The organism is Caballeronia sp. EK, assembly GCF_014384845.1.
Lineage (GTDB): Bacteria > Pseudomonadota > Gammaproteobacteria > Burkholderiales > Burkholderiaceae > Caballeronia > Caballeronia jiangsuensis.
In genome coordinates this window covers 84,010-108,288 of the sequence record NZ_JACSUE010000006.1, presented here as the reverse complement: position 1 = coordinate 108,288, position 24,279 = coordinate 84,010, and the positions used below count along the sequence as shown (strand labels likewise).

Below are 24,279 nucleotides of genomic sequence, written 5' to 3'. Positions count from 1 at the left end.
TCAGAAGGCGCTCCAGCCGTCGGCGCCCACGGGCTTGGCGGCTGCAACCTGAGCCACGCGAGGCGCGGGCTTTTTCGCGACCGGCGCACGCGCGACGCTCGGCGCGGCCCGCATGAACGTCGGCGTTTGCGCTTCTACCGTGAAGAACGCCACCGCCTCGTTGAGCCTGCGTCCCTGCTCTTCCAGCGACGATGCAGCCGCCGCCGCTTCCTCCACGAGCGCCGCGTTCTGCTGCGTGACTTCGTCCATCTGCGTGATGGCCTGATTCACCTGCTCGATGCCGCGTCCCTGCTCCGCCGACGCCGCCGCGATCTCCTGCATGATGTCCGTCACGCGTGCGACGGCCTGCGTCACTTCGGCCATCGTCGTGCCCGCTTCGCCCGCCAGCATGGAACCGTCGCGCACCTTGGCCGTGGAATCCGTGATCAGTTCCTTGATCTCCTTGGCCGCCGTCGACGAGCGCTGAGCCAGGCTGCGCACTTCGCTCGCGACGACCGCGAAGCCGCGGCCCTGCTCGCCCGCCCGCGCCGCTTCAACGGCCGCGTTGAGCGCGAGAATATTGGTCTGGAACGCGATGCCTTCGATGATCCCCGTGATCTCCGCGATCTTGCCCGAGCTGTCGCTGATGCCGTTCATCGTCTCGACCACGCGGCCGACGACATCGCTGCCCTTCTTCGCGATATCCGATGCATTCGACGCGAGCGAACTCGCCTGCTGCGCGTTCTCGGCGTTCTGACGCACGGTGGACGTGAGCTCTTCCATGCTCGCCGCCGTTTCCTGCAAGGACGCGGCCTGTTCTTCGGTGCGCTGGCTCAGATCGGTGTTGCCGGTGGCGAGCTCCTTCGCCGCGCCGCCGACCGCGCCGCTGCTTTCGCGCACGCGGCCCACGGTCTCGGTGAGACGCGCGTTCATCGTTGCGAGCGCACGCAGCAGGTCGCCGGTTTCGTCCTTCGTTTCGGCGACGATATGGCTCGTCAGATCGCCGCGCGCCACCGTCTGCGCGATGCCGACCGCCTCGCCGATCGGCGTCGTGATCGAGCGCGTGATCGCCATGCCCGCAGCGACCGCGAAGAGCGCCGCCGCCGTGCACAGCGCGATCAGCACATTGCGCTGCATTTCGTAGCTGGCTGCGTCTGCGCGCACGATTTCCTCACGGCGCGAGGCGGTGTAGGTCGCGTAATCGTCGGTGGCCTTCACCAGTTGCGCGAGCAGCGGGCGGCATTCGTCGTCCATCTTCTGGATCGCCTCGTCGCGCTTGCCCGCGAGCGCGAGTCCGACGATATTCGTCGCGACCGGCCCGTATAAGCCCTCCACACGTCCCATTTCGGCGACGAGGCTCTTCGCCTTCTCGCTGGTATCGGTCGCGGCGGCGATCATGTCGTTGAGTTGCTTCAGACGCGCCTGTACGTCGTCGTGCGCGCGCAGGACATCGGCTTTCTCGAGATCGAGGTCGGACTGCTTCGTGACGAGCACGAGATTGCGCGCGGCGATCGCGCGGCGGTCGACCGCCGTGCGAATCTGACTAGCCACGTCCGCCCGCGCGTTGATACCGTTCACATAGTGCGCGAAGCCGTCCGTCGCGACGGACAGCGCGCGCAGTGACATGCCCGCCACAAGCACGACCAGTACAGCCAGAATACCGAATCCAGCGACCAACTTATTTTTGATCGTGATGTTCTTGAGGTTCATGTTTTGGGTTCTCTCAGGGTCCGTTCAAGGGGACATACGGCGTCATTTCAACGCTCTTCCTGCTGATTACGGCCCGCCAAAATTGCTCTGAAGGGCAAAAGATGCAAATAGTCTGCACTTTGTCCAAGTTAAACCGGTAATTCCGTTACGATGCATCCCGTCATTTTGAGTAAATATTGCCTTTTCTTCCCGGTACATTCAGAACGATGCCCGACATCCTCGACTACCGCACACCCGAATTCGAAGCCGCGCTCGCTGCGCTCCCATCCACGCCGGCAGCCGGCCTCGCCACCGACGAAAATTACTGGGACGCGGTGCGCGGACTGTGGCGGCAATCGGATGCGCTGATCAATCTGGAGAACGGCTTCTGGGGTGCGATGACCGAGCCGGTCAAGGCGATGTTCCATCACTGGACCGAGCGCGTGAACTACGAGACAACGCTGCTGATCCGTCCGCATCTGATGACGCTGTATCAGGGCTTGCGCGAGCGCGTCGCGAGGGAAATGGGCTGCGCGGTCGAAGAAATCGAGCTGACGCGCAACGCGACCGAAGCGCTGCTCGCGCTCATCAGCGGCTACAACCGTCTGGCGCCCGGCGACACCGTGCTCTACAGCGATCTCGACTACCCCTGCGGCAAGGACGCGATGGAATGGCTGCGCGAGCGGCGCGGCGTCACGCCCGTGCGCATCACGATGCCCGAGCCGGCCACGCTCGAAGCCGTTCTCGAAACCTACGCGAAGGCCTTGAGCGCGCATCCGCGCACGCGGCTCGTGCTGCTCTCGCATGTGTGCTTCGCGACGGGTCTCGTGCTGCCGGTCGCGGACATATCGGCGATGGCGAAAGAAGCGGGCGCGGACGTGATCGTCGATGCGGCGCATTCGTGGGGCCAGCTCGATTTCGACGTGCCCGGCCTGAACGCACCGTTCGCCGCGCTGAATCTGCACAAGTGGATCGGCGCGCCGCTCGGCTGCGGCGCGATCTATATCCGTAAGGGACACGTCGCATCGATCGATCCATATTTCGGCGACCGCACCTGGCCCGCCGACGATATCCGCGCGCGCGTGCACACCGGCTCGCCGAACTTCGCCGCGTGGTTCACGCTGCCCGCGGCGCTGGATGTGCATCGGGCGATCGGCTCGAAGGCGAAGGAAGCGCGCCTGCGTGCCTTGCGCGATGCCTGGGCGAAACCCGCGCGCGCGCTGCCCGGCGTGCAGATCATGACGCCGGATGATCCGTCGATGACTGCCGGCATCACTGCCTTCCGGCTGCACGGACGCGCGACGAAAGCAGGCTGCGATGCGATCGTCGCCGCGCTGCGCGAGCGCTTCGGCGTGTTCACGGTGACGCGCCCCGGTCCCGACTCGGGCGAAGTCGTGCGCGTGACGCCCGCCCTGTTCTCGCGCATGTCGGACGCCGAGCGCCTGCTCGAAGGCATCGAAGCGCTTTCGCGCGAATCGAAGTAACCGCTAGCCCGCCACCGGCCGCGCATCGAGGCGCTCGATCAGTCGCTCGAGCGCCTCCGAGCACGGCGCTTCGACTTTGAGCGCGAGGAGCGCATCGGCGCGCGTCTTGCCGATGTTGATCGCGGCGATCGGCTTGCCGCTCTTCGCGGCCCATTCGCAGAAGCGATAGCCCGAGTACACCATCAGCGACGAACCGACGACGAGCATCGCGTCGGCGGCTTCGAGCGAGCGCGCCGCATCGTCGACGAGCACGCGCGGCACGCTCTCGCCGAAGAACACCACGTCGGGCTTGAGCACGCCGCCGCAGCGCGTGCAGCCGGGTACATCGAACGATGCGAAGTCGAGATCCTCGATATGCGCATCGCCGTCCGGCACCGCAGGCGCCGTGTAACCGACGAAATCCGGATTCGCCGCTTCGAGCGTGCGCTGCACCGCCGCCCGCGTATGCCGCTCGCCGCATTCGATGCAGCGCACCCGCCCGATATTGCCGTGCAACTCGATCACATCGGGATTGCCCGCACGAATGTGCAGCCCATCGACATTCTGCGTGACGAGCCGATGCACGCGCGAGCGCGCATCGAGCGCCCGCAGCGCGTGATGCGCGGCGTTCGGCTGCGCGTTCTGCACGACCGGCCAGCCGATGAGACTGCGCGCCCAATAGCGGCGGCGCGCGTACTCCGAGCCGAGAAAGTCTTTCAGCAATATCGGCGCACGGCCCTTGCGTTGGCCTTCGCGGTCGCGATAACAGGGAATGCCCGACTCGGTGCTGATGCCCGCTCCCGACAGTACGAAAAGCCGCGGATGCCGCTCGACGAATTCATGAAGCTGCTGCACGTGCCGTCCTTTTTGCGTGTTTTGCGGGGTTCGCTCTGGTGGAAATATAGAGCGAAACCGCACGCGCCGCTGGCCGCGATTCTGGCCTTACCACTTTTTAGATATCGAAATTGGCTTGACCAAATCGCCGGGCATCGTTAGATTGTCGGACGCCCCACTCCAAAGACACCACGAGACAAAAGCATGCTGACCGTCATCTGCGAAACGCCCGGAACCCTGAAAGCCGAACAGCGCGAGAAGCCGCGGCGCGGCGAGAACGAAGTGCTGTTGCGCGTGAAGCGCGTCGGCGTGTGCGGCACGGACCTGCACATCTTCACCGGCAATCAGCCCTATCTCTCGTATCCGCGAGTGATGGGCCACGAGTTGTCCGGCGTGATCGAGGAAGCGGACCCGGCGAGCGGCCTGAAGGCGGGCGACACCGTCTACGTGATGCCCTATCTGTCGTGCGGCGAGTGCATCGCGTGCCGTCAGGGCAAGACCAACTGCTGCGTGAACATCCAGGTGCTCGGCGTGCATCGCGACGGCGCGTTCACCGAATATCTGAATCTGCCCGCGCAATTCGTCCACAAGGCCGAGGGCGTCACGCTCGATCAGGCCGCGATGATCGAATTCCTCGCGATCGGCGCGCACGCCGTGCGCCGCGCGGACGTGAAGCCGGGTCAGCGCGTGCTGGTCGTCGGCACGGGTCCGATCGGCATGGCGGCCATCACGTTCTCGCGTCTGCGCGGCGCGAACGTGACCGCGCTCGACACCCGCGAAGATCGCCTCGCGTTCTGCAAGCGCGAGCTGAAAGTGGATGCCACCGTGCAGATCGGCGAGCACGACAAGGCAGCGCTATCGACGCTCACGAACGGCGAATTCTTCGATGTGGTCTTCGACGCGACCGGCAATTCGCGCGCGATGGAACGCGGCTTCGAGTTCATCGCGCACGGCGGGAAGTACGTGCTGGTGTCGATCGTTCCGGATCGCATCTCGTTCGCCGATCCCGAGTTCCACAAGCGCGAGGCGACGCTGCTCGCGAGCCGCAACGCGACGCCCGAAGACTTCGAGACCGTGCTCGCGGCGATGCGCAAGGGCGAAGTGCCCACCGATGCGCTCAACACGCATCGCCTGACGTTGAGTGATGTGCCCGAGCAATTCGCGTCGCTGCTCGATCCGAAGGCGGGCGTCGTGAAGGCGATCGTCGAGTGCTGATGGTTTGATCAGGGCGCGCCGCGTGCAAAGCGCGGCCGCCCTTGCGCGTCGTGCCAGGGCTCGGCGCTCTTGCACCAGATTTCGTACTGCGGCGGATAAAGACCGGTCTCGTCGAAGATGCCGGTCGGCACTTCGATCTCATCGACGCCATCGAACGCCAGATAGACCGGCGAGCCGCACGACGGACAGTGATGGCGTTTGCCTGTCGTCGAACTTTCCCATGCCACCGTGTCGCCCGTGACCTGAAACGCGTCGCGCGGAAAGATCGCATAGACGCCGAACGGCGCGCCGTGAATGCGCCGGCACGTCATGCAGTGGCACAAATTCACTTCCTTCGGTTCGCCCAGCACACGCACGCGCACCGCGCCGCATGCGCATCCGCCTTCGTGGGTCGGCTGGGCATTCATGCGGCGCTGTGACGGTTCATCGCGTGAAGTAGCCGCGATTCTGCATGCACTCGCTGTACGCGCGCCAGTAGCGCGTCATCGGCGGTTCGGGCGGCGGCAGCGGCGGCATCTTCATGTCGCCGCCGTAGATCGCATCCGATGCGCCGGACGCGCCAGCCGCCATCGATGCGGGCACCGCAGGCATGCCGGGCATCGGACCGGACGCGCCGGGCAATCCGGACGCACCCGAGACTCTCCCCGGCGGCAAGCTCGATGCCGCGATCGCCGCCGAAGCACCCGATGCCGGCGCGGCAGCGGAAGCCGCGAGTGCTCCCGACGCGCCCGCCGGCAAAGGCGGTTCGAGCGGACGCGGCGGCGTCAGCACGCGCGTTTCGCGCTGGGCGTCGCGTGGCGGCGTCTGTGGCTCGCGCGCGACGTTCACCTTGGTCGTCTGATTGGCATAACCGTAGCAGGCGGCGTTATCGACCGATTGCTGCCACGCGCTCTGGCTGCGTCCGGGCAGGGCGAGCGGCTGTTGCGCGGCGGCGGCGCCACACGCCGCGAGCAGAGCGATTCCCGCGTAAGTGGAAGGTCTCATTGGCTTGCAGTTCCCCGATGCGGTTTTATTAGTCGTTGCAGCTCACGCACCGTTCGCGCATGCGCGAGCGGCGCGAGTCTGCGCCGGGCCTGCTGCAAAGGATACCGCGACCGCGAAACCGTCCACGCCAGAAGCACCGGTATCTTCCGCCAATTTCCAGACGGAACGCGGGGCGGCGCACACTCGCCGGGAAAACGCGCGCGTCAGAACTTCATGCCGACGCCGATACCCACGACCCACGGATCGATCTTGAGCGAGCCGAGATCGGCGCCGTCCGCCGACGCGCTCGTGCGCATCCAGATCTTCTTCAGGTCCGCGTTGACGAAGAGATTCTTCGCGACCTGCACATCGACGCCCGCCTGCAACGCCGGGCCGAAGCTGCTGTGTCTGATCGACACCGGCGTGTCGCCCGCCTTCAGCTTGTCGTTATAGAAAACCGTGTAGTTCACCCCCGCGCCGACATACGGACGCACACGGCCCGCGTGATTGAAGTGATATTGCAGGAGCAGCGTCGGCGGCAGCACGTTCACGCCGCCAAGCCCGCCGATATTCGACGTCACCTGATGCCGCGACGTGGCAAGAATCAGTTCGACGCCGATCTCGTCGCGGATCATGTAGGTGAAATCGAGTTCGGGCACGATCGCGTTGTTCACATCGACACCGAGCGTGCCGAGCGCGCCGCCCGCGTGCACATCCGGCTGGATGCTGATCGCGCGCAGGCGCACCAGAATGTCGCCCGCGTGAATGCCGCTCATCGAATCGCTCGACGGTGCGTCGCCCGCCGCGTGCGCCCTGCCCGCAAACAAGGACGCGCATGCCATCACCATTGCCCCGAAGACTTTCTTCATTTCTATCTTTCCCACGTTAAATACGGGGATTCTCGCGGGCGGGCGCGCACGCGCCATTGACCGGGCTCAACGCATAAGCACGCGCGCACAGCCAACGGCGACAAGGCTTGAGCAACGACAATCGTGCGGTCGAACGCCGCAAGCGGCGGGTCCGCGCTTTGCTAGATCAAGGGAAAGTACAAGGGATAAACGGAGGCCGCAGATGAGACCCACAATCGGCACACTCGGGCGCATGACGGGGATTCTGCTCGGCGGCACGCTGGCCGTCGTGGCGAGCGCTCAGCAAGCGCCGCAAAAACCGAAACAGCTCCAATACGACAGCACGCCCGCGTATCAGGAGAAAAACGTCACGCCGCCTGCGACTGCGGCCGCGAACGCGAGCGATGCGCTCAAGACACGTCCGGGCAAGACGTCATCGGGCAAAGGCGCCGCGCCCGACCGGCCGAACGGAATCGGCTTCGATGCGGGCGCAAGCGGCATGGGCAAGAAGCAATAAGGTTACGCGTCGGCGGGCTTGTCGGGCCACGGCCATGTCGAATAGCGCGATGGCTTCTCGGACTTGGCCTTGCCCTTCTGCTTCTGAGGAGCGGGTGCGGAAGCGGGAACGGGAGCCGGAGTGCTCGCCGCATGCGCAGGCTCCGCGCTCTCCGCAATCTCCGGCAACGCCTCGCCGAACCACGGCACTTCCTTGCGACGCTCTTCCACGTACGCACCCCAGCCTTTTGCGTTGTCCGCGAAGAGATCGTGCTTCACGGTGTTGGCGAGCAGCGGGCGATTGAGCGTTTCGTCGAGGAGGGCTTTCGGCCACACGAAGAACGCGCCCGATGCACGGCGGATGAAATCGCGCGGCGCCATCTTCGGGTCGATGAAGCCGAGCAGCGTGAAGCCTGCAAGCGCCTCGTTGCCCTTCACCGCTTCGCCGATGCTCGCGTATTCGTCGGCGCATTGGCTCAGGCAAAACACCGACTCAAGCACGTCGCCGAGGTGCAGCAGCAACGCGCGTCGTTCGTAGGGATCTTGCATGGCGGTCTCATGTTTCGTCATTCGCTGTTCCGATATGTCGAGGGTGGATTCTGCGGCGCGCGCACACTGCCGCACGTGCCGCGTTCATCACGAATTTTAACGAACTCGGCGTGACACGTCGGCGCGCGATTCCGCCAGTCACTTCGTAAAGCGCGTGCGAAAACTCAGCCGATAGTCGTTCGGCGACACGCCGAGCCGCCGCGTGAACACGAGCCGCATGCGATCCGCCGTGCCGAACCCGCAATCGTAGGCGACGGTTTTCAGCGGCGTGTCGCTACTTTCGAGCACATTGCGGGCCGCGTCGACACGCGCGCGTTCGACGAACTCATGCGGCGTCATCTGCGCGAGCTGCACGAAGGCGCGCGCGAAGTTGCGCTCGCTCATGCCGGCGACGCTCGCCAGTTGCGCGACCGACAGCCGCTCGCCGATATGCTCCATCACATACGCCTGCACTTTCGCGACCGGCGATGTTTCGTCGGCGGGCGCGCTCAGATACGGGCTGAATTGCGACTGGCCGCCGCGCCGCTGCGCGAACACGACGAGGCGCTTCGCGACCGCTAGCGCGACCTGCGCGCCGTGATCTTCGGCGACGAGCGCGAGCGCGACATCGATGCCCGCCGTCACGCCCGCCGACGTGACGAGCCTGCCGTCGCGCATGTAGATGCGATCCAGCTCGACGCGTGCGCGAGGAAAACGCTCCGCGAGGCGCGGAGCGTTCTGCCAGTGCGTAGTCACATCGCGGCCGTCGAGCAGGCCCGCGTGTCCGAGCGCGAACGCGCCCGTGCAGATCGAGCCGTAGCGCTCGCAGTGCGATGCGACATCGGCGAGCCAGGCGGTCAGACGGGGATCGGGATCATCGACGGGAAGCGCCGGGCCGCCCGCGACGAGCGCGGTGCCGTAGCGCCGGTCCGCTTCGTCGAAAGACAGATCCGCGACGAGCCGCGTGCCGTTCGAGGCGCGCACGATGCGCTCTTCCGGACCGACGAGCGTGATCTCGTATGCGCTCGATGGCGCAATGAAGCCGTTCGCTTCCGCGAACACATCGACGGGACCGGCCACATCGAGCGCCTGCACGCCCTGGAAGATTGCGATCGCAACTGTACGCATCGAATGGAAGGTCCGTGATGAGCCCACATGGCAGAAGACGGCGTGCGCCTGGCAGGGTTCGACGCGTCGTTTCGATTGAGACGTGAAGGCGTTTTGACGAGACTAAAGGCATCCGACGCGCTGCGCGATTTTAACAACGCACAGGCATTCGCGTCTTCGATCGACCCTTATCACGGAGCCATACTCATGAGCGAAATCATCGCAGGCATCAGGATTCCCGACAGCCAGATGGCACGCGAAGCCACGCAACTCGTGCGCGATACCGAGCCCGATCTGCTCTATAACCATTCGCGTCGCGTGTTCCTGTTCGGCGCGCTCGCGGGCGAACGCAAGCAACTGAAATACGATCCCGAACTGCTCTACATCGGCGCGATGTTCCATGACATGGGACTGACCGAAGCGTACAGCAGCGCGCACGATCGCTTCGAAGTCGACGGCGCGAACGCCGCGCGCGATTTCCTGCGTCAGCATGGCATCGGCGAATACGAGATCGAGCAGGTGTGGGACGCGATCGCGCTGCATACGACGCCCGGCATTCCGCAGTACAAGAAGCCGGTGGTCGCGCTCGTCACGGCGGGTGTCGAGATGGACGTGCTCGGTCTCGCCTACGACGAGTTCAGCGCGGACCAGCGGCGTCTCGTGGTCGCCGCGCATCCGCGCGAGACGAACTTCAAGGAAGGCATCATCGATGCATTCGCCAAAGGCACGATCGGCAAGCCCGAATCGACCTTCGGCAACGTCAAGGCCGATGTGCTCGCGTTGAAGGACCCGAACTACCGGCGGCTGAATTTCTGCAGCATCATCCTGGGTTCGGCATGGAACGATCAGCCGCACGATCACGCGACGTGCCGCGATCCGGCGCATCGTCACGCGTAATTCAGCGGCAGATGCGATACGGTCCCATGTCGACGTGAAAGTGCGTCTCGTGCAGCGCGTTGTAATCGGGACCTAACGTGGTTGCGAATGCTTGGCATGCGCCTTCGTGAACGCGGCGCAGAAACTGTCCGTCGGGCGAGGCCGCATCGTCCCAGCGCGCGAGCGTGATGCGGCGTCCGTCATCCAGCACGAAGCCCGTGAGATCGATGGCGTTCGCGCTCGCATGCTGGCTCAACGCGGCGTCCTGCTGATGATTCACGTTGCGGCACGCATAGCTCCCGACATGCTCGATGCGCGCGACGCGCTCGCCGTAGATATCGAGCGCGGCGGGCTGAAGATACTGATGTTCGAAGTACGCGATGCCGAGCGCGAGCGGACACGTCGCGAGAAACGGCGAACTGAAGCGCAGGTCTTCCGTCTGCGTGACGCGCACCACGTCTTTGAGCGCACAACCGCCCTGCCCCGTTGCATCGGCCATTTCGCGATAGACGAGACCGGAGCGCGCGAGCGCGGCGTCGCAGAGTTGCGCGTCGTGCATCGTGCGCCATAACCTGAAGCGCGTGAGCGGACCTTGCGGCGCGCGCACATCGAGCGGTGCGAAGGGATCGTAGCGCTCGGGCAACACGATGCGCTTTGAATAGATCGCGTAGCCGAACATCGCCGCGCCGGCGAGCGACACCAGCAGCAGCCACGCGACGATGCGCACGATCACGCGTCGTCGGTTGCATGCGCGGCGTTCACGCGCTCGGCGAGTTTCGCGTCGTAACTCGAATGCACGTGCACGCGCTTTTTCTCGGGATACGCATACGAATAGGCCTTGCGCAACGCGAGCGACGCTTCATGAAAGCCCGACAGAATGAGCTTTTGCTTGTTCGGATAGTTGGCGATATCGCCGACCGCGAAGATGCCTGGCCGCGACGATTCATAGTTCGACGTATCCACTTCGATGCGTCCGCCGCGCACATCGAGATTCCACGTGGCGATCGGCCCGAGTTCCGACACGAGACCGTAGAGCGCGACGATCTTGTCCACGGCGATATCGGTCGAGCCTTCCACCTGCTTGATGCGCACACCGCGCAGCGTGTTATCGGGTGCATCGAGCGATTCGATCATGCCGACGACGAATTCCATCTCGCCTGCTTCGACTGCGCGCTTCATGGTCGCGACCGAGTTCGCCGCCGCCGAAAAGCCGTTACGCCGATGCACGAGCGTGAGTTTCTTCGCGATGCCTTTCAACGCGAGCGCCCAGTCGAGCGCCGAATCGCCGCCGCCCGCGACGATGACCGCCTTGTCCGCGAAATCCGCTGCGCGCAAGACGCTGTAGTGCACGTCCTTGCCTTCGAGCGCGGCGGCTTCGGGCAATTGCAGCCGCTGCGGCACGAACGCGCCGTTGCCCGCGGCGATCAGGATCGCGGCGCAGTCGAACGTCATGCCGCGTTCGGTCGTCACCGTCCAGCGATGATCGTCCTCGCGCTGCGTGACGGACTGCACGCGCTGGTCGAGATGGATCGGGACGTCGAAGGGGCGAATCTGCTCCAGCAGGCGATCGACGAGCTCGCGGGCGGTGCAGGAAGGGATCGCGGGGATGTCGTAGATCGGTTTGTCGGGATAGAGCTCGATGCATTGCCCGCCGATGCGGCCGAGCGTGTCGACGATCTGGCATGTGAGGCCGATCACGCCGGCCTCGAAGGCGGCGAATAGGCCTACCGGGCCTGCGCCTATGATCAATACGTCGGTTTTTATCGCTTCGCTTTGAGGGTCCATTTCGGGTTTGCTTTCCTTGGCTTTGCTGATATTTTCAGCATTCTTCGGGCCACGATACAGAAAGCGTTTCGTTCGGGCAATGAAGTCCCTGTTTGCTTAGCGGCGATTGTTTTTTCGGGGAAGCCTGGTTTCGTGTCGGTTTATTAGCACTGCCCCTCCCCGGGGCGGGGGTCACTTTCTTTGCTGCTGCAAAGAAAGTAACCAAAGAAAGCAGCTTCTCACTGCCCGCGGTCACACGCACGTTGGCCATGCTTGCCAGCCGCCAATGGCACTCGCCTAAGTGTCGCCCCCAAAGGCCCAATCGGGCTTGGCTCGCGCACGGTCTGACGCGCTAGAAGTTACAGCGCGCTGGTTCAGCACCAAATAGCTTCGGCACAGCGCTGCGCGCTGCCGTTGGGTATGCGAGGGAAACCGTCGAGAAGAAGCGCACGCAGACCCGATTGACCGGTCGGCCGCGAAGCGGGCCGGAGCCATTTGGTGCTGAACCAATAACGCAAGCGGTGCGATATGTCAGACCGTGCGCGAGCCAAGCCCGGTCAGTCCTTTGGGGGCGACACTTAGGCGAGTGTCATCGCGGGCTGGCAAGCATGGCCAAACTGCGTGTGACCGCGGGCCTAAACGAGCTGCTTTCTTTGGTTACTTTCTTTGCAGCGGCAAAGAAAGTGACCCCCGCCCCGGGGAGGGGCAGTGCTAATAGACCACCGCGAAATCAGGATTCCAGAGAAGCACAAGCAACCGCCCCAAAACCCCTCACTTCACATTCAACTCCCTCGCGTAATACATCGCCGCAGCATCGATCTCCTCGGCAGTCATGTTGCGCGCAACATTGCGCATGACCCCATCGATATCATTCGTCCGCGTGCCATTGGCGAACGCGACCAACTGCGACTTGGTATAAGCCGCCGGCAAGCCATCGAGCCAGGGGCTGCCCGCTTTGCTATCGATGCCTCCATGACAAACCGCACATGGCACGACATTGCGCATCGGCGCCCCATGCGCGACGATCGACGGCGCGAGCGTTTCGCTCACCTTGCGCTGCGCAGGCGGCCGCGGCAGGCTCGCGTAGTAAGCCGCGAGATCGCGCATGTCCTGATCGCTCAGGTTCATCGCCATCGGCGACATCACGGCGCTATTACGCGCGCCCTTCTGAAAATCGATCAACTGCTTGTAAATCACCGACGCATACTGCCCCGCCAGATTCGGCGAATTCGCGTCGCTCATGCCGCGCTCGCCGTGGCACATCGTGCACCGCAAGGCGAGCGTCGCGCCGCGCCCGACCGAATTCGCACTCACGTTGACGAGCAATTGCGGCGTGACCTCGACGCTCGTGAGCTTCACCTTCGGCTCGACGGCCGTGCCGCCCTCATACCAGTCGCGCGGCACGCCCGCCGCGCTGCAGATCGCATTCCAGATGCCGGTGAACGGCGCGTCGCGATGCACCGAGGGCAACCATACGAAACCGATCAGCGCCGACACCACCGCAATCGCGATCGTCCCCAACACGCTGACGGCGAACCAGCGGTTGCGGAATGTGAAGAGGCGTTCGTCGCTCATCGCTGCGCTCCGATCGGCACCGCGGGCACCGCCGTGTCCGAACGCGCGAGCAACTGCGCAATCGGATAGCCGTAGTTGACGAGCGTAAGCCCGATCATCAGCACGAGCCACAGCGCGAAACTGTTCAACGCCACGGGAAGCGTGCGCGGCTCATGCACCGCGCGGCTGAAGCGGAATTCCTCGATTGCCGTCTGCGGCGCGCGATGCGCCTTGATCAGCACGATGAAAAACAGCACCGCCGACACGACCAGAATCAGCCCGCCCAGCACCGAGATCACCACCGACAGCGCTTGCGCGGCGATCGCGGGATCGCTGTAGTCGTAGAACGCCATGCGTCGCGGCATCCCCAGAATGCCGACGAAATGCCACGGGAACGTGAGCACGATCATGCCGATGAACCACAGCCACAACTGCCAGCGCATCAGCTTCACGCTCTGCAGCGCGCGTCCGGTCAGATGCGGCCACAGATCGTAGGCAATCACGAAGTACATGATGACGATCGCCCCGCCGAAGATCAGATGGAAATGGCCCGTCACCCATTGCGTGTTGTGGATCGTCGAGTCGAGCTGATAGCTCATGTTGATGAGCCCGCCCGCGCCGCCAAAACCGAGCATCACGAAGGAGAACGCGACGGCCAGCATCATCGGGTTGTCCCACGGCAGCGCCTTGATCCAGCCGAGCGGCCCGCGTCCGCCGCGCAGCCGCGCCGCAATCTCCACCGATGCGCTGATCGTGAACACGGTAAGCAGCGTCGGCACGGCGACGAGCGTGGTGAACACCGAATGCATGAACTTGAAGCCCGAGCCCACTTGCGGATCGGCGAAAAGGTGGTGAATGCCGATGGGCATCGACACGACGAGAAACAGGATGAACGAGATGCGCGCCATCGAATCGCTGTAGAGACGGCCGCCGATCGCGCGCGGAATGATCGTGTAGTACGCGATGTACGCGGGCATCAACCAGAAGTAGACGATCGCGTGCAGCGTCCACGAGAAGAACACGCGCGCGAGGCCCGCGTCGATGGTCGACTTCCAGCCGATGGCCACGGGCAGGATCATGAACAGCACTTCGATCGCCGCGCCCACCGCCGTCCAGCCCCACAGATACGCGCCGGCCACGGTCGCGAACATCGCGAGCGGCACCGGTTTGCCGCGGTTCTCGCGCTTCCACGATGCGAGGTTCACCGACATCAGCGCGACCCACACCCACGAGCCGACCACCACGAACACGACGCCGACGTAATAGAACACGTTGCCGATCATCGGCGGATAGAAGGTGTACAGCACCGACGCGAGCCCCATCGCGACAGGCACCGTCGCCGTCACCGCGCCGACCGCGACGAGCCAGAAGCCGAGCCACGCCCAGCGCAGCCCGACGAGCGGGCGCTTCAGCGCAAGCTCGCTGACCGCGTAGCCGAAGCCCATCGCGATGAGCGTCGGGAACGCGTAGCCCATCACGGTGCCGTGCTCCGTCACCGAGCGATAGTAGAGCTCGGGATTCTGCAGCCACGGATGCAGCGGGCTGCGCACGAGCATCTGCCACGCGCCGAGCAAAAGCGCGACGCCGAAGGCGCCGAACGCCAGCCAGAAATGCGCGAGTACGAGGCGCTTGCTATTGAACACAGGACACTCTCCGCGAATTGGCCGGCATCTTGTCGGCCATCTGCATGAATTCGGCGCGGTCCACCACCTTCACGTGCGCCCACATGTTCTGATGCCCGGTGCCGCAGTACTCGTGGCACGGCATCAGATGCTCGCCGGGCTTGTCGAAAGTCGTCTTGAACGTCGAGACGTAGCCCGGCTCCAGCATCGAATTGATATTCGTGTCGGTGATCAGAAAGCCATGCACGACATCCGAGCTCGTCGCGCGGAAAGTCACCGGCACGCCCGCCGGCACGACAAGGCACTGCGGCGTGAACGAGTACTGCTGCGCGACGATGCGCACCGTCACCGAGCCGTCCGTCTCGGGCGCGGTGCCGAGGTTGCTTTCGATGAATTCACCCGATACATGCAGCGTTTCGGGGCGAATCGTCTCGACGCGCGACGGCGGCATCATCGCCCAATGCAGGCCGGTGTAGACGACCATGCCGACCAGCACGACGACGATCGCGAGAACGAGAATCGCCCAGCGCCGTTCGACCCGTTCGGCGACATCGTGCGAGCTTGGATTGATGGCCATATGCGATGCCTTAATGAACCTTGCGAATCATTGAATCACGCCACGCGGCAGGAACACGGCGAAGTAGAAGACGAACCAGAGGCCGATCACGATCGCGGTCGAGATGCCCGCGAGCGCAATCGCGCCCGATGGGCCGCGCTTCACGATTTCGTCGAGCGCCGCGTCCTGTTTCGCGATTTCATTCGGGTCTTCGGTCATGGTGTCGTCGATGCTCAATAAAGTGGCGCCGAACGCAGCTCGTTCACTTCCTTCACGGTGACCGGCGCGCCGTGGTTGCCCCACGCCGTGCGGATATACGTGACCACCGCCGCGACCTCGACATCCGAGAGCGACTGCGCGAACGGCGGCATGCCGTAGGGCTTCGGGTTCTTGAAGGTGCCGGGCGGATAACCGCCGTTCAGCACCATGCGGATGGGATTCACGGCCGAGTTCATCTCGATCGACTGATTGTTCGCGAGCGGCGGGAAATCGGGCGGCTTGCCCTGGCCCTGCGCGGCGTGGCATTCGGCGCATTGCGCGTCGTAGATCTTCTTGCCGAGCGGCGAAAGGCTCGTCTTTTCCTCGGCGACCGCCTGGCTCGGCGGCGGAGATTTGTCGCCGGAACGCGCGGGCAGCGCCTTCAGATAGACGGCCATCGCGCGCACGTCTTCCTCGGTCAGATATTGCAGGCTGTCGTAGACGACTTCGGCCATCGGCCCGTAGACCGCGCCGCGATTCGATACACCGGCATGCAGAAGACCGACGATGTCGTCGAGGCTCCAGTCGCCGAGCCCCGCTTCCTTGTTCGACGTGAGCGAGGGCGCGTACCAGTTCTGAATCGGGATCAGGCCGCCTTCGAACGCCTTCGACTTCACGTTGCCGCCGAGCGCGTTGATGGCCGTATGGCACATCGAGCAATGTCCCAGACCTTCCACCAGATAGGCGCCGCGATTCCATTCGACCGATTGCGACACATCGGGCTTATACACGCCTTCCCGGAAGAAAAGCGAACGCCACCCGAGCAGCAGCTCACGATGATTGAACGGAAACCGCAGCTCGTGCGGCCGGTTCGGCTGATGCACCGCCGGCGTGGACATCAGGAATGCGTAGATCGCATCGGAATCGGCGCGTGTGACGTTTGTATAGGACGTGAAGGGCATCGCCGGATAGAGCAGCGAGCCGTCGCGCGACTTGCCCGTGTGCATCATCGTGTAGAACTCTTCGGCGGTCCATTTGCCGATGCCCGTGTCCTTGTCCGACGAGATGTTGGGCGTGTAGAGCGTGCCGAAGGGCGTGTCCATCGGACGGCCGCCGCCGAATGTCTTGCCCGCGGGCAGCGTATGACACGCGATGCAGTCGCCCGCGCGCGCGAGATACTCGCCGCGCTTGACCGTGGCCGCGTCCGCGCCTTGCGCCACAGCGTGTTCGATCGGCACGGCGCACGCCGCCAGGAAGACCGCGACGGTCAGCGCTCGGAAATGTCGAAATCGGAGCACGTCGGGTCCTCGTTAGTTATGGACGCTGCCGCACGCGAGCGGCATCTTGAACGAGCCGGCAGCGACCGGCACCGGGTCCGACGGCGCGGGCAGCGACGCGAGATACGCCGCGATCGCGGTGATGTCGCGGTCGTTCAGCAGCTTCGCGACCTGCCCCATGCAATCCGGCGCGACGGTCGAGCGCGTGCCGTAACGCCACGCGCCGAGTTGCGCGCTGATGTAGTCGGCATGCAGGCCGAGAAGGCCGGGGATCGCGGGCTCCATGCCCGTCATCGACGCGCCGTGGCAGCTCACGCAGGCGGGCACCTTGCGCGACGCATCGCCTTTCGTGACGAGCGTCTTGCCGAGATCGAGCGTCTTCGCATCGACCCTGACGGGCGCGGGCGGCGCGAACGGCGGGCGCTCGCTCGCGAAGTAATCGGCGATCTGCTTCAGGTACGCGTCGGGCAGATACGCGAGCAGGTAGTTCATCGGCGGATACTTGCGCCGGCCGTCGCGAAAGGCGAGGAGCTGGTTGTACAGATAACCGGCGGGCTTGCCGGACAGACGCGGGAAATAATCGTTGTCGGTGCCCTCGCCGTGCGCGCCGTGACAGGCCGCACAGCCCATCACGCGGGCCTGCATGGTATCGGGCGCGCGTTCGAGTGCCGCGTCCGCCGCGAACGCGCCGAAGCTGAAAAACGCGAAAAGCGCGGATAAAAAGAAACCGCAGAGCTTTGCCACGTTTCGCACGTAACCCCCGTTGTCGATTTGCCGTGTTCGAGTTGCCGGACGTATGAGGCGTGCATCCGACGCGGTTCTTCAGGGCGCTGCGATGTTCTTGGTGCCGATGGGTTGCGCTTGGCTTTTCTGATCTTAGAAGAGACAGCCCGTTTTTCCCAGCTTGGCGATTGTCTCAATGCACGACGCCGACGCGCTTGACACAACTCAATGTTTTTTGCGTTTGAACAATGAAACGCATTTTTTTGAGACAGTAAATTGCTTGAGTCCCATCGGCGGAGGTTTGCGGGTCGCGACTTTGAATTATCGGAGCGATCATTTCAAGATACGCGATGCCGTTCACTTGAGGCCGAGACGCCTGGCGAGCCGATTGAGATTCGCGCGATCCAGACCGAGCTCGCGCGCCGCCGATGCCCAGTTCTGGTTGTGACGCTTCAGCGCATCGAGGACGAGCGAGCGCTCGTAGGCCGTCACCGCGTCGCGGAAATCCGTGCCCGGCGCGGGCAATGGCGACGCCTGCGCCGGCGGCGCGCTGTCCGCGGCCATCACGCCGTCGCCGTTGAGCATCAGATCGGCGGCGGTGAGCGTGAGGATGCGCGGACGTTCCCGATGCGCCGCCAGCGCCTTCAACGCGCTGCGCCCGATCAGATGCTCCAGCTCGCGCACGTTGCCGGGCCAGCGATACGCGAGCAGCGCGGCCTGCGCGTCGGCGGAAAGGCGCAGGCTGAGCAGCCCGAGGCGCGAGCGGTTCTCTTCGAGAAAGTAGCCCGCGAGCAGCAGGACATCGCGTCCGCGCTCGCGCAACGGCGGCACCACGAGCGGATACACCGACAGGCGATGATAGAAATCCGCCCGAAAGCGCCCTTCGCGCACTTCCTCGGCGAGATCGCGATTCGTTGCGGCGATGAGCCGCACATCGACCTTGTGCTCGTTGTCCGAACCGATGCGCTGCAACTGCCCGTTCTGCAGCACGCGCAGAAGTTTCGCCTGGACGGGCAGCGGCAGTTCGCCCACTTCGTCGAGAAAGAGCGTGCCGCCGTCCGCGAGCTCGAACTTGCCGCGCCGGTCCGACGACGCCCCCGAGAAAGCGCCACGCACGTGCCCGAACAACTCGCTCTCGACGAGCGTATCCGGCAGCGCCGCGCAATTCAGGCTGACGAGCGGCTTGTCGGCGCGCGGCGACAGCGCGTGAATCTCGCTCGCGACGAGTTCCTTGCCGACGCCCGTCTCGCCGGTGATGAGCACGGTCAGTTCGCTCGACGCGACGATCGCGATTTCCTCCAGCAAGCGGTTATGCGGCCCGCTGCTGCCGATCATTTCGCGCCGCCGCGGCCCGCTCGCCTGCCGGTAAACCTCCGCGCGCTGACGCTCGGCCTCGCCTCGTTTCGCGAGCGTATCGATGCGCTCGGCCACGCGCACGGTCGCCGCCGCGAGGCTGAGAAACGCCTGCAGCGAGGCCATGTCGATGTTGTCGAAGCGCGCCGGATCGAGCGCGTCGAGCGTCAGCAGGCCCCAGGCGCGCCCATTGATGAGGAGCGGGCAACCGAGGCAGTCGTGCACTTCGAGATGGCCGCTCACGCCCTTGACGAGGCCGTCGTAGGGATCGGGAAGATCGGAGCTGGCGGCGAAGCGCGTCGGCGCCTCCTGCGCGAGGATGCGCGCGAATCGCGGATGTTCGCTCACGCGAAAGCGCCGGCCGAGCGTATCGCTCGACAAACCGTCGATGGCGAGCGGCACCAGCGTGTCGCCGTCGAGCCGCAGCAGCGCGGTGGCGTCGCCCGGGAAGAGCGCGCGCAGCGTGTGCAGCAAGCGGCGGTAGCGCTCGGTCTCGGGCATCTCGCTCGACAGGTCCTCGATCAGCGGAACGAGCGCATCGAGCAGCACCCGCGAAGTCATTGCGACTACTTCTGTAGTCTTTTGGACTAGAGTCGAATCGACCATGAATGCCAATAAGCAATTGATTTAGCTACGATTCTACTCTGGCACGGTTCGTGTATGAGAAATAGCCGAAGAATTTCGATGCGGAAGCGCCCGCTTTCGCCTTTCATCACAACGAGGAACTGAAGAATGCTGTCAGCCGAACACCGTGCCATCGTCAAGGCAACCGTCCCGCTTCTGGAAAGCGGCGGCGAGGCGCTCACCACGCAGTTCTACAACAAGATGCTCACCGAATACCCCGAAGTGCGCCCGATGTTCAATCAGGCGCACCAGGCAAGCGGCGCGCAGCAACGCGCGCTCGCCAACGGCGTGCTGATGTATGCGCGCCATATCGACGAACTGGAGAAGCTCGGCGGCCTCGTCGGCCAGATCATCAACAAGCACGTCGCGCTGAATATCCTGCCGGAGCATTATCCGATCGTCGGAAGCTGCCTGCTCAAGTCGATCCGCGAAGTGCTCGGCGAGGAAATCGCCACCGACGCCGTCATCGAGGCATGGGCCGCCGCGTATGGGCAACTCGCCGATCTGCTGATCGGGCTGGAGGAAGGCATCTACAGCGAGCGCGAAAACGCGCCGGGCGGATGGCGCGGCACGCGACGTTTCGTCGTCGCCCGCAAGGAACAGGAAAGCGACGAAATCACGTCGTTCTATCTGGTGCCCGAAGACGGCGGCGCGCTGCTCGACTTCCATCCGGGTCAGTACATCGGTCTGCGCGTGCTGGTCGACGGCGACGAACTGCGCCGCAACTACTCGCTCTCGGCCGCGCCGAACGGCCGCGAATACCGCATCAGCGTGAAGCGCGAGCCGAACGGCAAGGTGTCGAACTTTCTGCACGAAAACGTGCGGCAGAACGACGTGCTCGATCTCTTTCCGCCCGCCGGCGACTTCAAGCTCGCACATGGCGAGAAGCCGCTCGTGCTGATCAGCGGCGGTGTCGGCATCACGCCGACGCTCGCGATGCTGCAGGCCGCGCTCGAAACGAAGCGCCCGGTGCACTTCATCCATTCGGCGCGGCACGGCGGCGTGCATGCGTTCCGTGCGGCCATCGAGGAACTGGCGGCGCGTCATCCGCAGCTCAAGCGCTTCTACTGCTACGAGCACAAGCGCGACGGCGATCATGAAGCGCACGGCATCGGTTTCGTCGACGAAAAGCTGCTCGACACGTGGCTGCCGAAGAACCGCGATGTCGACGCGTATTTCCTCGGCCCGAAGGCGTTCATGAAGGCGGTGAAGAAGCATCTGAAGACGCTCGGCGTGCCCGAGGCGCAGAGCCGTTACGAGTTCTTCGGCCCCGCCGCGGCGCTCGACTGATTGCGCGTGCGAGGCTGCGTTCATCGACCCGCGGCATATTGGGCCGCGGGTTTTTTTGCGCCCTCACATCATCGGAAAGCGGCCGTTTAGTGGTCACCTGAAATTCCAGAAAATCGGTCATTTCAAAAAGCCACCCGGAAGCCTAATCTTCTCTTGCCGCGCCGCTTTGGCGCACTTTCCAAACCCAAGCAAAGAGGATACTTCAATGGAACCCCGTCTCGACTTCTACAAGGCCAGCCCCGCCGCGATCAAGGCGCTCGTCGGCGTCGAAGAGCGTATCGCCAAGTCGGCGCTCGAAAAATCTCTGACCGAACTGGTGCGCCTGCGCGCATCGCAGATCAACGGCTGTGCGTTCTGCGTCGATATGCACACGACCGATGCGCGCAAGGGCGGCGAAACGGACCGGCGTCTCGCGACGGTCGTCGTGTGGCGCGAGACGCCGTTCTTCACCGATCGCGAACGCGCGGCGCTCGCCTGGACCGAGGCGCTCACGCTGGTGTCGCACGACCACGTGCCCGACAGCGTGTGGGAGGCCGTGAAGCCGCATTTCAGCGACGAGGAAATCGTCGACCTGACGCTGCTCATTTCCGCGATCAACAGCTGGAACCGCTTCGCTATCGCGTTCCGCAAGACCCCTGCTTGAGGACATCGACATGAGCATGCGCAAGTCTTTGGTTCTGGCGGCCGCGCTGATGATCGGCGCGGCGCATGCCGGCGCGCACGACACCACGGGCGCGGAGGTTGTCGCGCCGGTGATGAAGCAGGCCATTCCCGAGGCAGCCGGCAAGAACGTGCTGATGGCGACCGTCTCCTACAAGCCGGGACAGGCGTCGGAAGCGCATATGCATCCGGGGTCGATCTTCGCTTACGTGCTCGAAGGCCATGTGACCTCGCAGCTCGAAGGTTCGGCCGCGAAGACGTACGGTCCCGGCGAATCGTGGTACGAAGCGCCGGGCGCGCATCACATCGTATCGAAGAATGCGAGCGCGACGAAGCCGGCGAAGCTGCTCGTGTTCGCGATCGTCGGCGAGAACGATCCGGTCAAGCAGCCGATTCCGCACTGACCGGGGCGATGACATCGTGAACCGTGCCCGCGTCCCCGCTTCGCTCTTCAGCATCGTGCTCGGCCTGTCCGGGCTCGGGCAATCGTGGCGCGTCGCGGTGCGGCTGTGGCACGCGCCGGCGGTCGCGGGCGAGGCGGTGCTCGCCGCCGCGACGCTCGTCTGGGGCGCGCTCGTGCTCGCGTACGGCGCGCATGCGCTGCGCGATCCGGCGCGCGTCGCCGATGAATTCGCGCATCCGGTCGGCGGCGCGACGCCCGCGCTCATCGGCATTTCGACGTTCCTCATTGCGCAGGCGGTGCTGCCGTATTCGCGGCCGCTCGCGTGGCTTCTGACGATCGCGGGCATCGCGTGGCATCTCGCGTTCGCCGTGTGGCATACGGGCAGGTTGTGGCAAGGCGGCCGCGAAATCGCCGATACCGCGCCGACGATCTATCTGCCGACCGTCGCCGGCAACTTCACCGGCGCGGCGGCGCTCGGCGCACTCGGCGCCGCCGACTGGGCGTGGCTGCTGCTCGGCGCGGGCGTCTTCTCGTGGCTCGCGCTCGAACCGCTCGTGATCCGCAGGCTATGGCATCGCGAGCCGATGCCGGTCGCAGAGCGCCCGCTCGTCGGCATCCAGTTCGCGCCGCCGGTCGTGTGCGCGGCGGCCGTGCTGGCCGTCGAACCGGGTTCGACGGATCGCTGGCTCGTGATGCTGCTCGGCTACGGGCTTTTTCAGTTGCTCGTCGGCTTGCGGCTGAAATCGTGGCTCGGCGCGCAGCCGTTCGCGTATTCGTGGTGGGCGTACAGCTTCGGCGTGGCGTCGGGGACGCTCGCGTGCGTGAAGCTCGCGCTCGCCGGCGTGCCCGTGGCGCACGCGCTCGCATTGCCGATGTTCGTCGGCGCGAATCTTTTCATCGGTTATTTGTGCGTGCGCTCGCTCGCGTGCCTGGCGCTCGCGCGCACGACGGTTTCATCGTGAGGACGTCATGAAGATCGCAGAACCCAACACCGTTTTCGTCGCGGCGCCGCTAAGGCGCGATCCCAATCATCGGCGGCGCGTCGCGCTGCTCGATCTCGGCTTCCGGCCGTTCTATCTATGCGGCGCGGCGTTCGGCGCGCTCGCGTTGACGGTATGGCTGCTTGTGCTGTCGGGCGTGCCGCTTTCCGGCGGCTATCTGCTGCGCGCGGACCCGATCGGCTGGCACGCGCACGAAATGGTGTTCGGCTTCGCGGCGGCGATCATCGTCGGTTTTCTGCTGACGGCCGTGCGCGCATGGACCGGACGCGACACGGCGAAAGGCGCGACGCTCGCCGCACTCATGCTGCTGTGGCTCGTCGGCCGCGTGCTCGTGTGGAGCGGCCCCGCGCTGCCGGCCGCGATCGTCGATAGCGCGTTCCTGCCCGTCGCCGCGCTCCTCTTGCTGCGCGTGCTCGTGAAGGCGGGCAACCGGCGCAACTATTTCCTCGCCGTCGTGCTGCTCGGGTTCGGCGCGCTGAACGCCGCGTTTCATGGCCTTGCATTCGACACGCGCGCCGATCTCTCGATGCGCGCCGTGTATGCGTCGGCGGGCATCGTCGTACTGCTCGTCAGCGTGATCGGCGGACGCGTGATCCCGATGTTCACCGCCAACGCGATTCCCGGCTTCGTCGCGCGGCGCTGGCGCATCGTCGAGTCGACGCTCGCGCCGCTCACGCTCGCCGCGTTCTTCGCGGATGCCTTCGCGCTCGATGCCGCGATCGTCGCGCCGCTCGCCTTGCTGGCGTGCGCCGTGCACCTCGCGCGCATGATCGGCTGGCGCTCGTACGCGGTGCGCGGACGGCCGATTCTCGCGATCCTGCATCTCGCCTACGCATGGCTGCAGCTCGGCTTCGCGCTGCTCGCGCTGTCCGCCTTCGGAATTACGCGCGTGCCCCATAGCCTCGCGATGCATGCGTTCGCGGCCGGCGCGATCGGCGGCGCGATCATCGCGATGATCACGCGCACCGCGCGCGGGCATACGGGACGTCCGCTCGTCGCGGACAAGCGCGATGTCGCGTGCTATGCGCTCGTGATGGTGGCGGGCGCGCTGCGCGTGCTCGGGCCGCTCTGCGTGCCTGCCTGGCATTCGACGTGGATCTTCGCTGCGGGCATCTGCTGGGTGCTCGCGTTCGCGCTCTATGTCGCGGCTTATGCGGCGCCGCTCTGGAAGCCGCGCGCGGATGGCAAGCCGGGTTGAATCGGCGACATTGTTTGACATCGGGATACCGCGGTTCCGTGAGAATCGCGTTCCGTTCT

25 protein-coding genes are annotated in these 24,279 nt (G+C 64.8%); 9 read left to right on the top strand and 16 right to left on the bottom strand.

What is annotated here, in order from left to right:
* Complete coding sequence (locus IAG25_RS18970) at positions 1–1,689, bottom strand: methyl-accepting chemotaxis protein (protein WP_187606229.1); 1,689 nt, start codon at positions 1,687–1,689, stop codon at positions 1–3.
* 206 nt (positions 1,690–1,895) lie between these two features.
* On the opposite strand from IAG25_RS18970, the gene IAG25_RS18965 reads away from it, so the two are divergent.
* Positions 1,896–3,152 carry an aminotransferase class V-fold PLP-dependent enzyme gene (locus tag IAG25_RS18965; protein ID WP_187606228.1) on the top strand — a complete coding sequence of 419 codons (1,257 nt, stop codon included), beginning with the start codon at positions 1,896–1,898 and terminating at the stop codon, positions 3,150–3,152.
* A 3-nt stretch (positions 3,153–3,155) separates the two neighbouring features.
* On the opposite strand, the gene IAG25_RS18960 is transcribed toward IAG25_RS18965, so the two are convergent.
* Positions 3,156–4,034 (bottom strand): NAD-dependent protein deacetylase, encoded by an 879-nt coding sequence (locus IAG25_RS18960; protein WP_187606622.1) that lies wholly within the window; start codon positions 4,032–4,034, stop codon positions 3,156–3,158.
* A 135-nt stretch (positions 4,035–4,169) separates the two neighbouring features.
* On the opposite strand from IAG25_RS18960, the gene IAG25_RS18955 reads away from it, so the two are divergent.
* On the top strand, positions 4,170–5,180 hold the full coding sequence (locus IAG25_RS18955; RefSeq protein WP_187606227.1) for a zinc-binding alcohol dehydrogenase family protein: 1,011 nt from the start codon (positions 4,170–4,172) through the stop codon (positions 5,178–5,180).
* 8 nt (positions 5,181–5,188) lie between these two features.
* On the opposite strand, the gene IAG25_RS18950 is transcribed toward IAG25_RS18955, so the two are convergent.
* From IAG25_RS18950 to IAG25_RS18940, 3 genes are all read right to left on the bottom strand, one after another.
* Positions 5,189–5,587, bottom strand: coding sequence for a GFA family protein (locus tag IAG25_RS18950; RefSeq protein ID WP_187606226.1), 399 nt, complete (start codon positions 5,585–5,587; stop codon positions 5,189–5,191).
* A gap of 16 nt (positions 5,588–5,603) precedes the next feature.
* Positions 5,604–6,164, bottom strand: coding sequence for a hypothetical protein (locus tag IAG25_RS18945; RefSeq protein ID WP_035503603.1), 561 nt, complete (start codon positions 6,162–6,164; stop codon positions 5,604–5,606).
* 203 nt (positions 6,165–6,367) lie between these two features.
* Positions 6,368–6,985: an OmpW/AlkL family protein gene (locus IAG25_RS18940; RefSeq protein WP_187606621.1), complete on the bottom strand. Its 618-nt coding sequence runs from the start codon at positions 6,983–6,985 to the stop codon at positions 6,368–6,370.
* Positions 6,986–7,214: 229 nt separating this feature from the next.
* On the opposite strand from IAG25_RS18940, the gene IAG25_RS18935 reads away from it, so the two are divergent.
* On the top strand, positions 7,215–7,508 hold the full coding sequence (locus IAG25_RS18935; protein WP_187606225.1) for a hypothetical protein: 294 nt from the start codon (positions 7,215–7,217) through the stop codon (positions 7,506–7,508).
* 2 nt (positions 7,509–7,510) lie between these two features.
* On the opposite strand, the gene IAG25_RS18930 is transcribed toward IAG25_RS18935, so the two are convergent.
* Positions 7,511–8,035: a hypothetical protein gene (locus tag IAG25_RS18930; RefSeq protein ID WP_255503797.1), complete on the bottom strand. Its 525-nt coding sequence runs from the start codon at positions 8,033–8,035 to the stop codon at positions 7,511–7,513.
* A 138-nt stretch (positions 8,036–8,173) separates the two neighbouring features.
* On the bottom strand, positions 8,174–9,142 hold the full coding sequence (locus IAG25_RS18925) for a GlxA family transcriptional regulator (protein ID WP_187606223.1): 969 nt from the start codon (positions 9,140–9,142) through the stop codon (positions 8,174–8,176).
* Positions 9,143–9,328: 186 nt separating this feature from the next.
* Between IAG25_RS18925 and IAG25_RS18920 the strand changes: the two genes are divergently transcribed.
* Positions 9,329–10,018: an HD domain-containing protein gene (locus IAG25_RS18920; RefSeq protein ID WP_187606222.1), complete on the top strand. Its 690-nt coding sequence runs from the start codon at positions 9,329–9,331 to the stop codon at positions 10,016–10,018.
* A 1-nt stretch (position 10,019) separates the two neighbouring features.
* Here the strand turns inward: IAG25_RS18920 and IAG25_RS18915 are convergent, their stop codons facing one another.
* From IAG25_RS18915 to norR, 9 genes are all read right to left on the bottom strand, one after another.
* Positions 10,020–10,730, bottom strand: coding sequence for an extensin-like domain-containing protein (locus IAG25_RS18915; RefSeq protein WP_187606221.1), 711 nt, complete (start codon positions 10,728–10,730; stop codon positions 10,020–10,022).
* Complete coding sequence (locus tag IAG25_RS18910) at positions 10,727–11,782, bottom strand: NAD(P)/FAD-dependent oxidoreductase (RefSeq protein WP_187606220.1); 1,056 nt, start codon at positions 11,780–11,782, stop codon at positions 10,727–10,729. The genes IAG25_RS18915 and IAG25_RS18910 overlap by 4 nt, the downstream gene beginning before the upstream one ends.
* Before the next feature lie 750 nt (positions 11,783–12,532).
* Complete coding sequence (locus IAG25_RS18905; RefSeq protein WP_187606219.1) at positions 12,533–13,336, bottom strand: c-type cytochrome; 804 nt, start codon at positions 13,334–13,336, stop codon at positions 12,533–12,535.
* On the bottom strand, positions 13,333–14,958 hold the full coding sequence (locus IAG25_RS18900; protein ID WP_187606218.1) for a cbb3-type cytochrome c oxidase subunit I: 1,626 nt from the start codon (positions 14,956–14,958) through the stop codon (positions 13,333–13,335). The genes IAG25_RS18905 and IAG25_RS18900 overlap by 4 nt, the downstream gene beginning before the upstream one ends.
* Positions 14,948–15,514: a cupredoxin domain-containing protein gene (locus tag IAG25_RS18895; RefSeq protein ID WP_035503609.1), complete on the bottom strand. Its 567-nt coding sequence runs from the start codon at positions 15,512–15,514 to the stop codon at positions 14,948–14,950. Before IAG25_RS18895 ends, IAG25_RS18900 begins: the two co-directional genes overlap by 11 nt.
* 27 nt (positions 15,515–15,541) lie before the next feature.
* The gene (locus IAG25_RS18890) at positions 15,542–15,712 is read right to left on the bottom strand and encodes a hypothetical protein (RefSeq protein WP_187606217.1); all 171 of its coding nucleotides are present in this window, start codon (positions 15,710–15,712) and stop codon (positions 15,542–15,544) included.
* A gap of 14 nt (positions 15,713–15,726) precedes the next feature.
* Complete coding sequence (locus IAG25_RS18885) at positions 15,727–16,989, bottom strand: c-type cytochrome (protein ID WP_187606216.1); 1,263 nt, start codon at positions 16,987–16,989, stop codon at positions 15,727–15,729.
* A gap of 12 nt (positions 16,990–17,001) precedes the next feature.
* Positions 17,002–17,613 carry a c-type cytochrome gene (locus IAG25_RS18880; RefSeq protein ID WP_051626938.1) on the bottom strand — a complete coding sequence of 204 codons (612 nt, stop codon included), beginning with the start codon at positions 17,611–17,613 and terminating at the stop codon, positions 17,002–17,004.
* 435 nt (positions 17,614–18,048) lie between these two features.
* Positions 18,049–19,650, bottom strand: coding sequence for a nitric oxide reductase transcriptional regulator NorR (gene norR / locus IAG25_RS18875; RefSeq protein ID WP_187606215.1), 1,602 nt, complete (start codon positions 19,648–19,650; stop codon positions 18,049–18,051).
* Positions 19,651–19,776: 126 nt separating this feature from the next.
* Here norR and hmpA point away from each other — a divergent pair, with 126 nt between their 5' ends.
* The 5 genes from hmpA to IAG25_RS18850 all read left to right on the top strand — a co-directional run bounded on the left by hmpA (position 19,777) and on the right by IAG25_RS18850 (position 24,220).
* Positions 19,777–20,958 (top strand): NO-inducible flavohemoprotein, encoded by a 1,182-nt coding sequence (gene hmpA, locus IAG25_RS18870; RefSeq protein ID WP_187606214.1) that lies wholly within the window; start codon positions 19,777–19,779, stop codon positions 20,956–20,958.
* 205 nt (positions 20,959–21,163) lie between these two features.
* Complete coding sequence (locus IAG25_RS18865) at positions 21,164–21,601, top strand: carboxymuconolactone decarboxylase family protein (RefSeq protein ID WP_187606213.1); 438 nt, start codon at positions 21,164–21,166, stop codon at positions 21,599–21,601.
* Positions 21,602–21,611: 10 nt separating this feature from the next.
* Positions 21,612–22,022: a cupin domain-containing protein gene (locus IAG25_RS18860; RefSeq protein WP_187606212.1), complete on the top strand. Its 411-nt coding sequence runs from the start codon at positions 21,612–21,614 to the stop codon at positions 22,020–22,022.
* Between the two features lie 16 nt (positions 22,023–22,038).
* On the top strand, positions 22,039–22,983 hold the full coding sequence (gene tehA, locus IAG25_RS18855) for a dicarboxylate transporter/tellurite-resistance protein TehA (protein ID WP_309243946.1): 945 nt from the start codon (positions 22,039–22,041) through the stop codon (positions 22,981–22,983).
* Between the two features lie 7 nt (positions 22,984–22,990).
* The gene (locus IAG25_RS18850; protein WP_187606210.1) at positions 22,991–24,220 is read left to right on the top strand and encodes an NnrS family protein; all 1,230 of its coding nucleotides are present in this window, start codon (positions 22,991–22,993) and stop codon (positions 24,218–24,220) included.
* The last annotated feature ends 59 nt before the right edge of the window (positions 24,221–24,279 follow it).

Excerpts from the sequence above, each read along its gene's own strand:
- IAG25_RS18970 (WP_187606229.1), bottom strand. The coding sequence starts at position 1,689 with ATGAACCTCAAGAACATCACGATCAAAAATAAGTTGGTCGCTGGATTC.
- IAG25_RS18965 (WP_187606228.1), top strand. The coding sequence starts at position 1,896 with ATGCCCGACATCCTCGACTACCGCACACCCGAATTCGAAGCCGCGCTC.
- IAG25_RS18955 (WP_187606227.1), top strand. The coding sequence starts at position 4,170 with ATGCTGACCGTCATCTGCGAAACGCCCGGAACCCTGAAAGCCGAACAG.
- IAG25_RS18950 (WP_187606226.1), bottom strand. The coding sequence starts at position 5,587 with ATGAATGCCCAGCCGACCCACGAAGGCGGATGCGCATGCGGCGCGGTG.
- IAG25_RS18945 (WP_035503603.1), bottom strand. The coding sequence starts at position 6,164 with ATGAGACCTTCCACTTACGCGGGAATCGCTCTGCTCGCGGCGTGTGGC.
- IAG25_RS18940 (WP_187606621.1), bottom strand. The coding sequence starts at position 6,985 with ATGGCATGCGCGTCCTTGTTTGCGGGCAGGGCGCACGCGGCGGGCGAC.
- IAG25_RS18935 (WP_187606225.1), top strand. The coding sequence starts at position 7,215 with ATGAGACCCACAATCGGCACACTCGGGCGCATGACGGGGATTCTGCTC.
- IAG25_RS18930 (WP_255503797.1), bottom strand. The coding sequence starts at position 8,035 with ATGCAAGATCCCTACGAACGACGCGCGTTGCTGCTGCACCTCGGCGAC.
- IAG25_RS18925 (WP_187606223.1), bottom strand. The coding sequence starts at position 9,142 with ATGCGTACAGTTGCGATCGCAATCTTCCAGGGCGTGCAGGCGCTCGAT.
- IAG25_RS18920 (WP_187606222.1), top strand. The coding sequence starts at position 9,329 with ATGAGCGAAATCATCGCAGGCATCAGGATTCCCGACAGCCAGATGGCA.
- IAG25_RS18910 (WP_187606220.1), bottom strand. The coding sequence starts at position 11,782 with ATGGACCCTCAAAGCGAAGCGATAAAAACCGACGTATTGATCATAGGC.
- IAG25_RS18905 (WP_187606219.1), bottom strand. The coding sequence starts at position 13,336 with ATGAGCGACGAACGCCTCTTCACATTCCGCAACCGCTGGTTCGCCGTC.
- IAG25_RS18895 (WP_035503609.1), bottom strand. The coding sequence starts at position 15,514 with ATGGCCATCAATCCAAGCTCGCACGATGTCGCCGAACGGGTCGAACGG.
- IAG25_RS18890 (WP_187606217.1), bottom strand. The coding sequence starts at position 15,712 with ATGACCGAAGACCCGAATGAAATCGCGAAACAGGACGCGGCGCTCGAC.
- IAG25_RS18880 (WP_051626938.1), bottom strand. The coding sequence starts at position 17,613 with ATGCAGGCCCGCGTGATGGGCTGTGCGGCCTGTCACGGCGCGCACGGC.
- norR (WP_187606215.1), bottom strand. The coding sequence starts at position 19,650 with ATGGTCGATTCGACTCTAGTCCAAAAGACTACAGAAGTAGTCGCAATG.
- hmpA (WP_187606214.1), top strand. The coding sequence starts at position 19,777 with ATGCTGTCAGCCGAACACCGTGCCATCGTCAAGGCAACCGTCCCGCTT.
- IAG25_RS18865 (WP_187606213.1), top strand. The coding sequence starts at position 21,164 with ATGGAACCCCGTCTCGACTTCTACAAGGCCAGCCCCGCCGCGATCAAG.
- IAG25_RS18860 (WP_187606212.1), top strand. The coding sequence starts at position 21,612 with ATGAGCATGCGCAAGTCTTTGGTTCTGGCGGCCGCGCTGATGATCGGC.
- IAG25_RS18850 (WP_187606210.1), top strand. The coding sequence starts at position 22,991 with ATGAAGATCGCAGAACCCAACACCGTTTTCGTCGCGGCGCCGCTAAGG.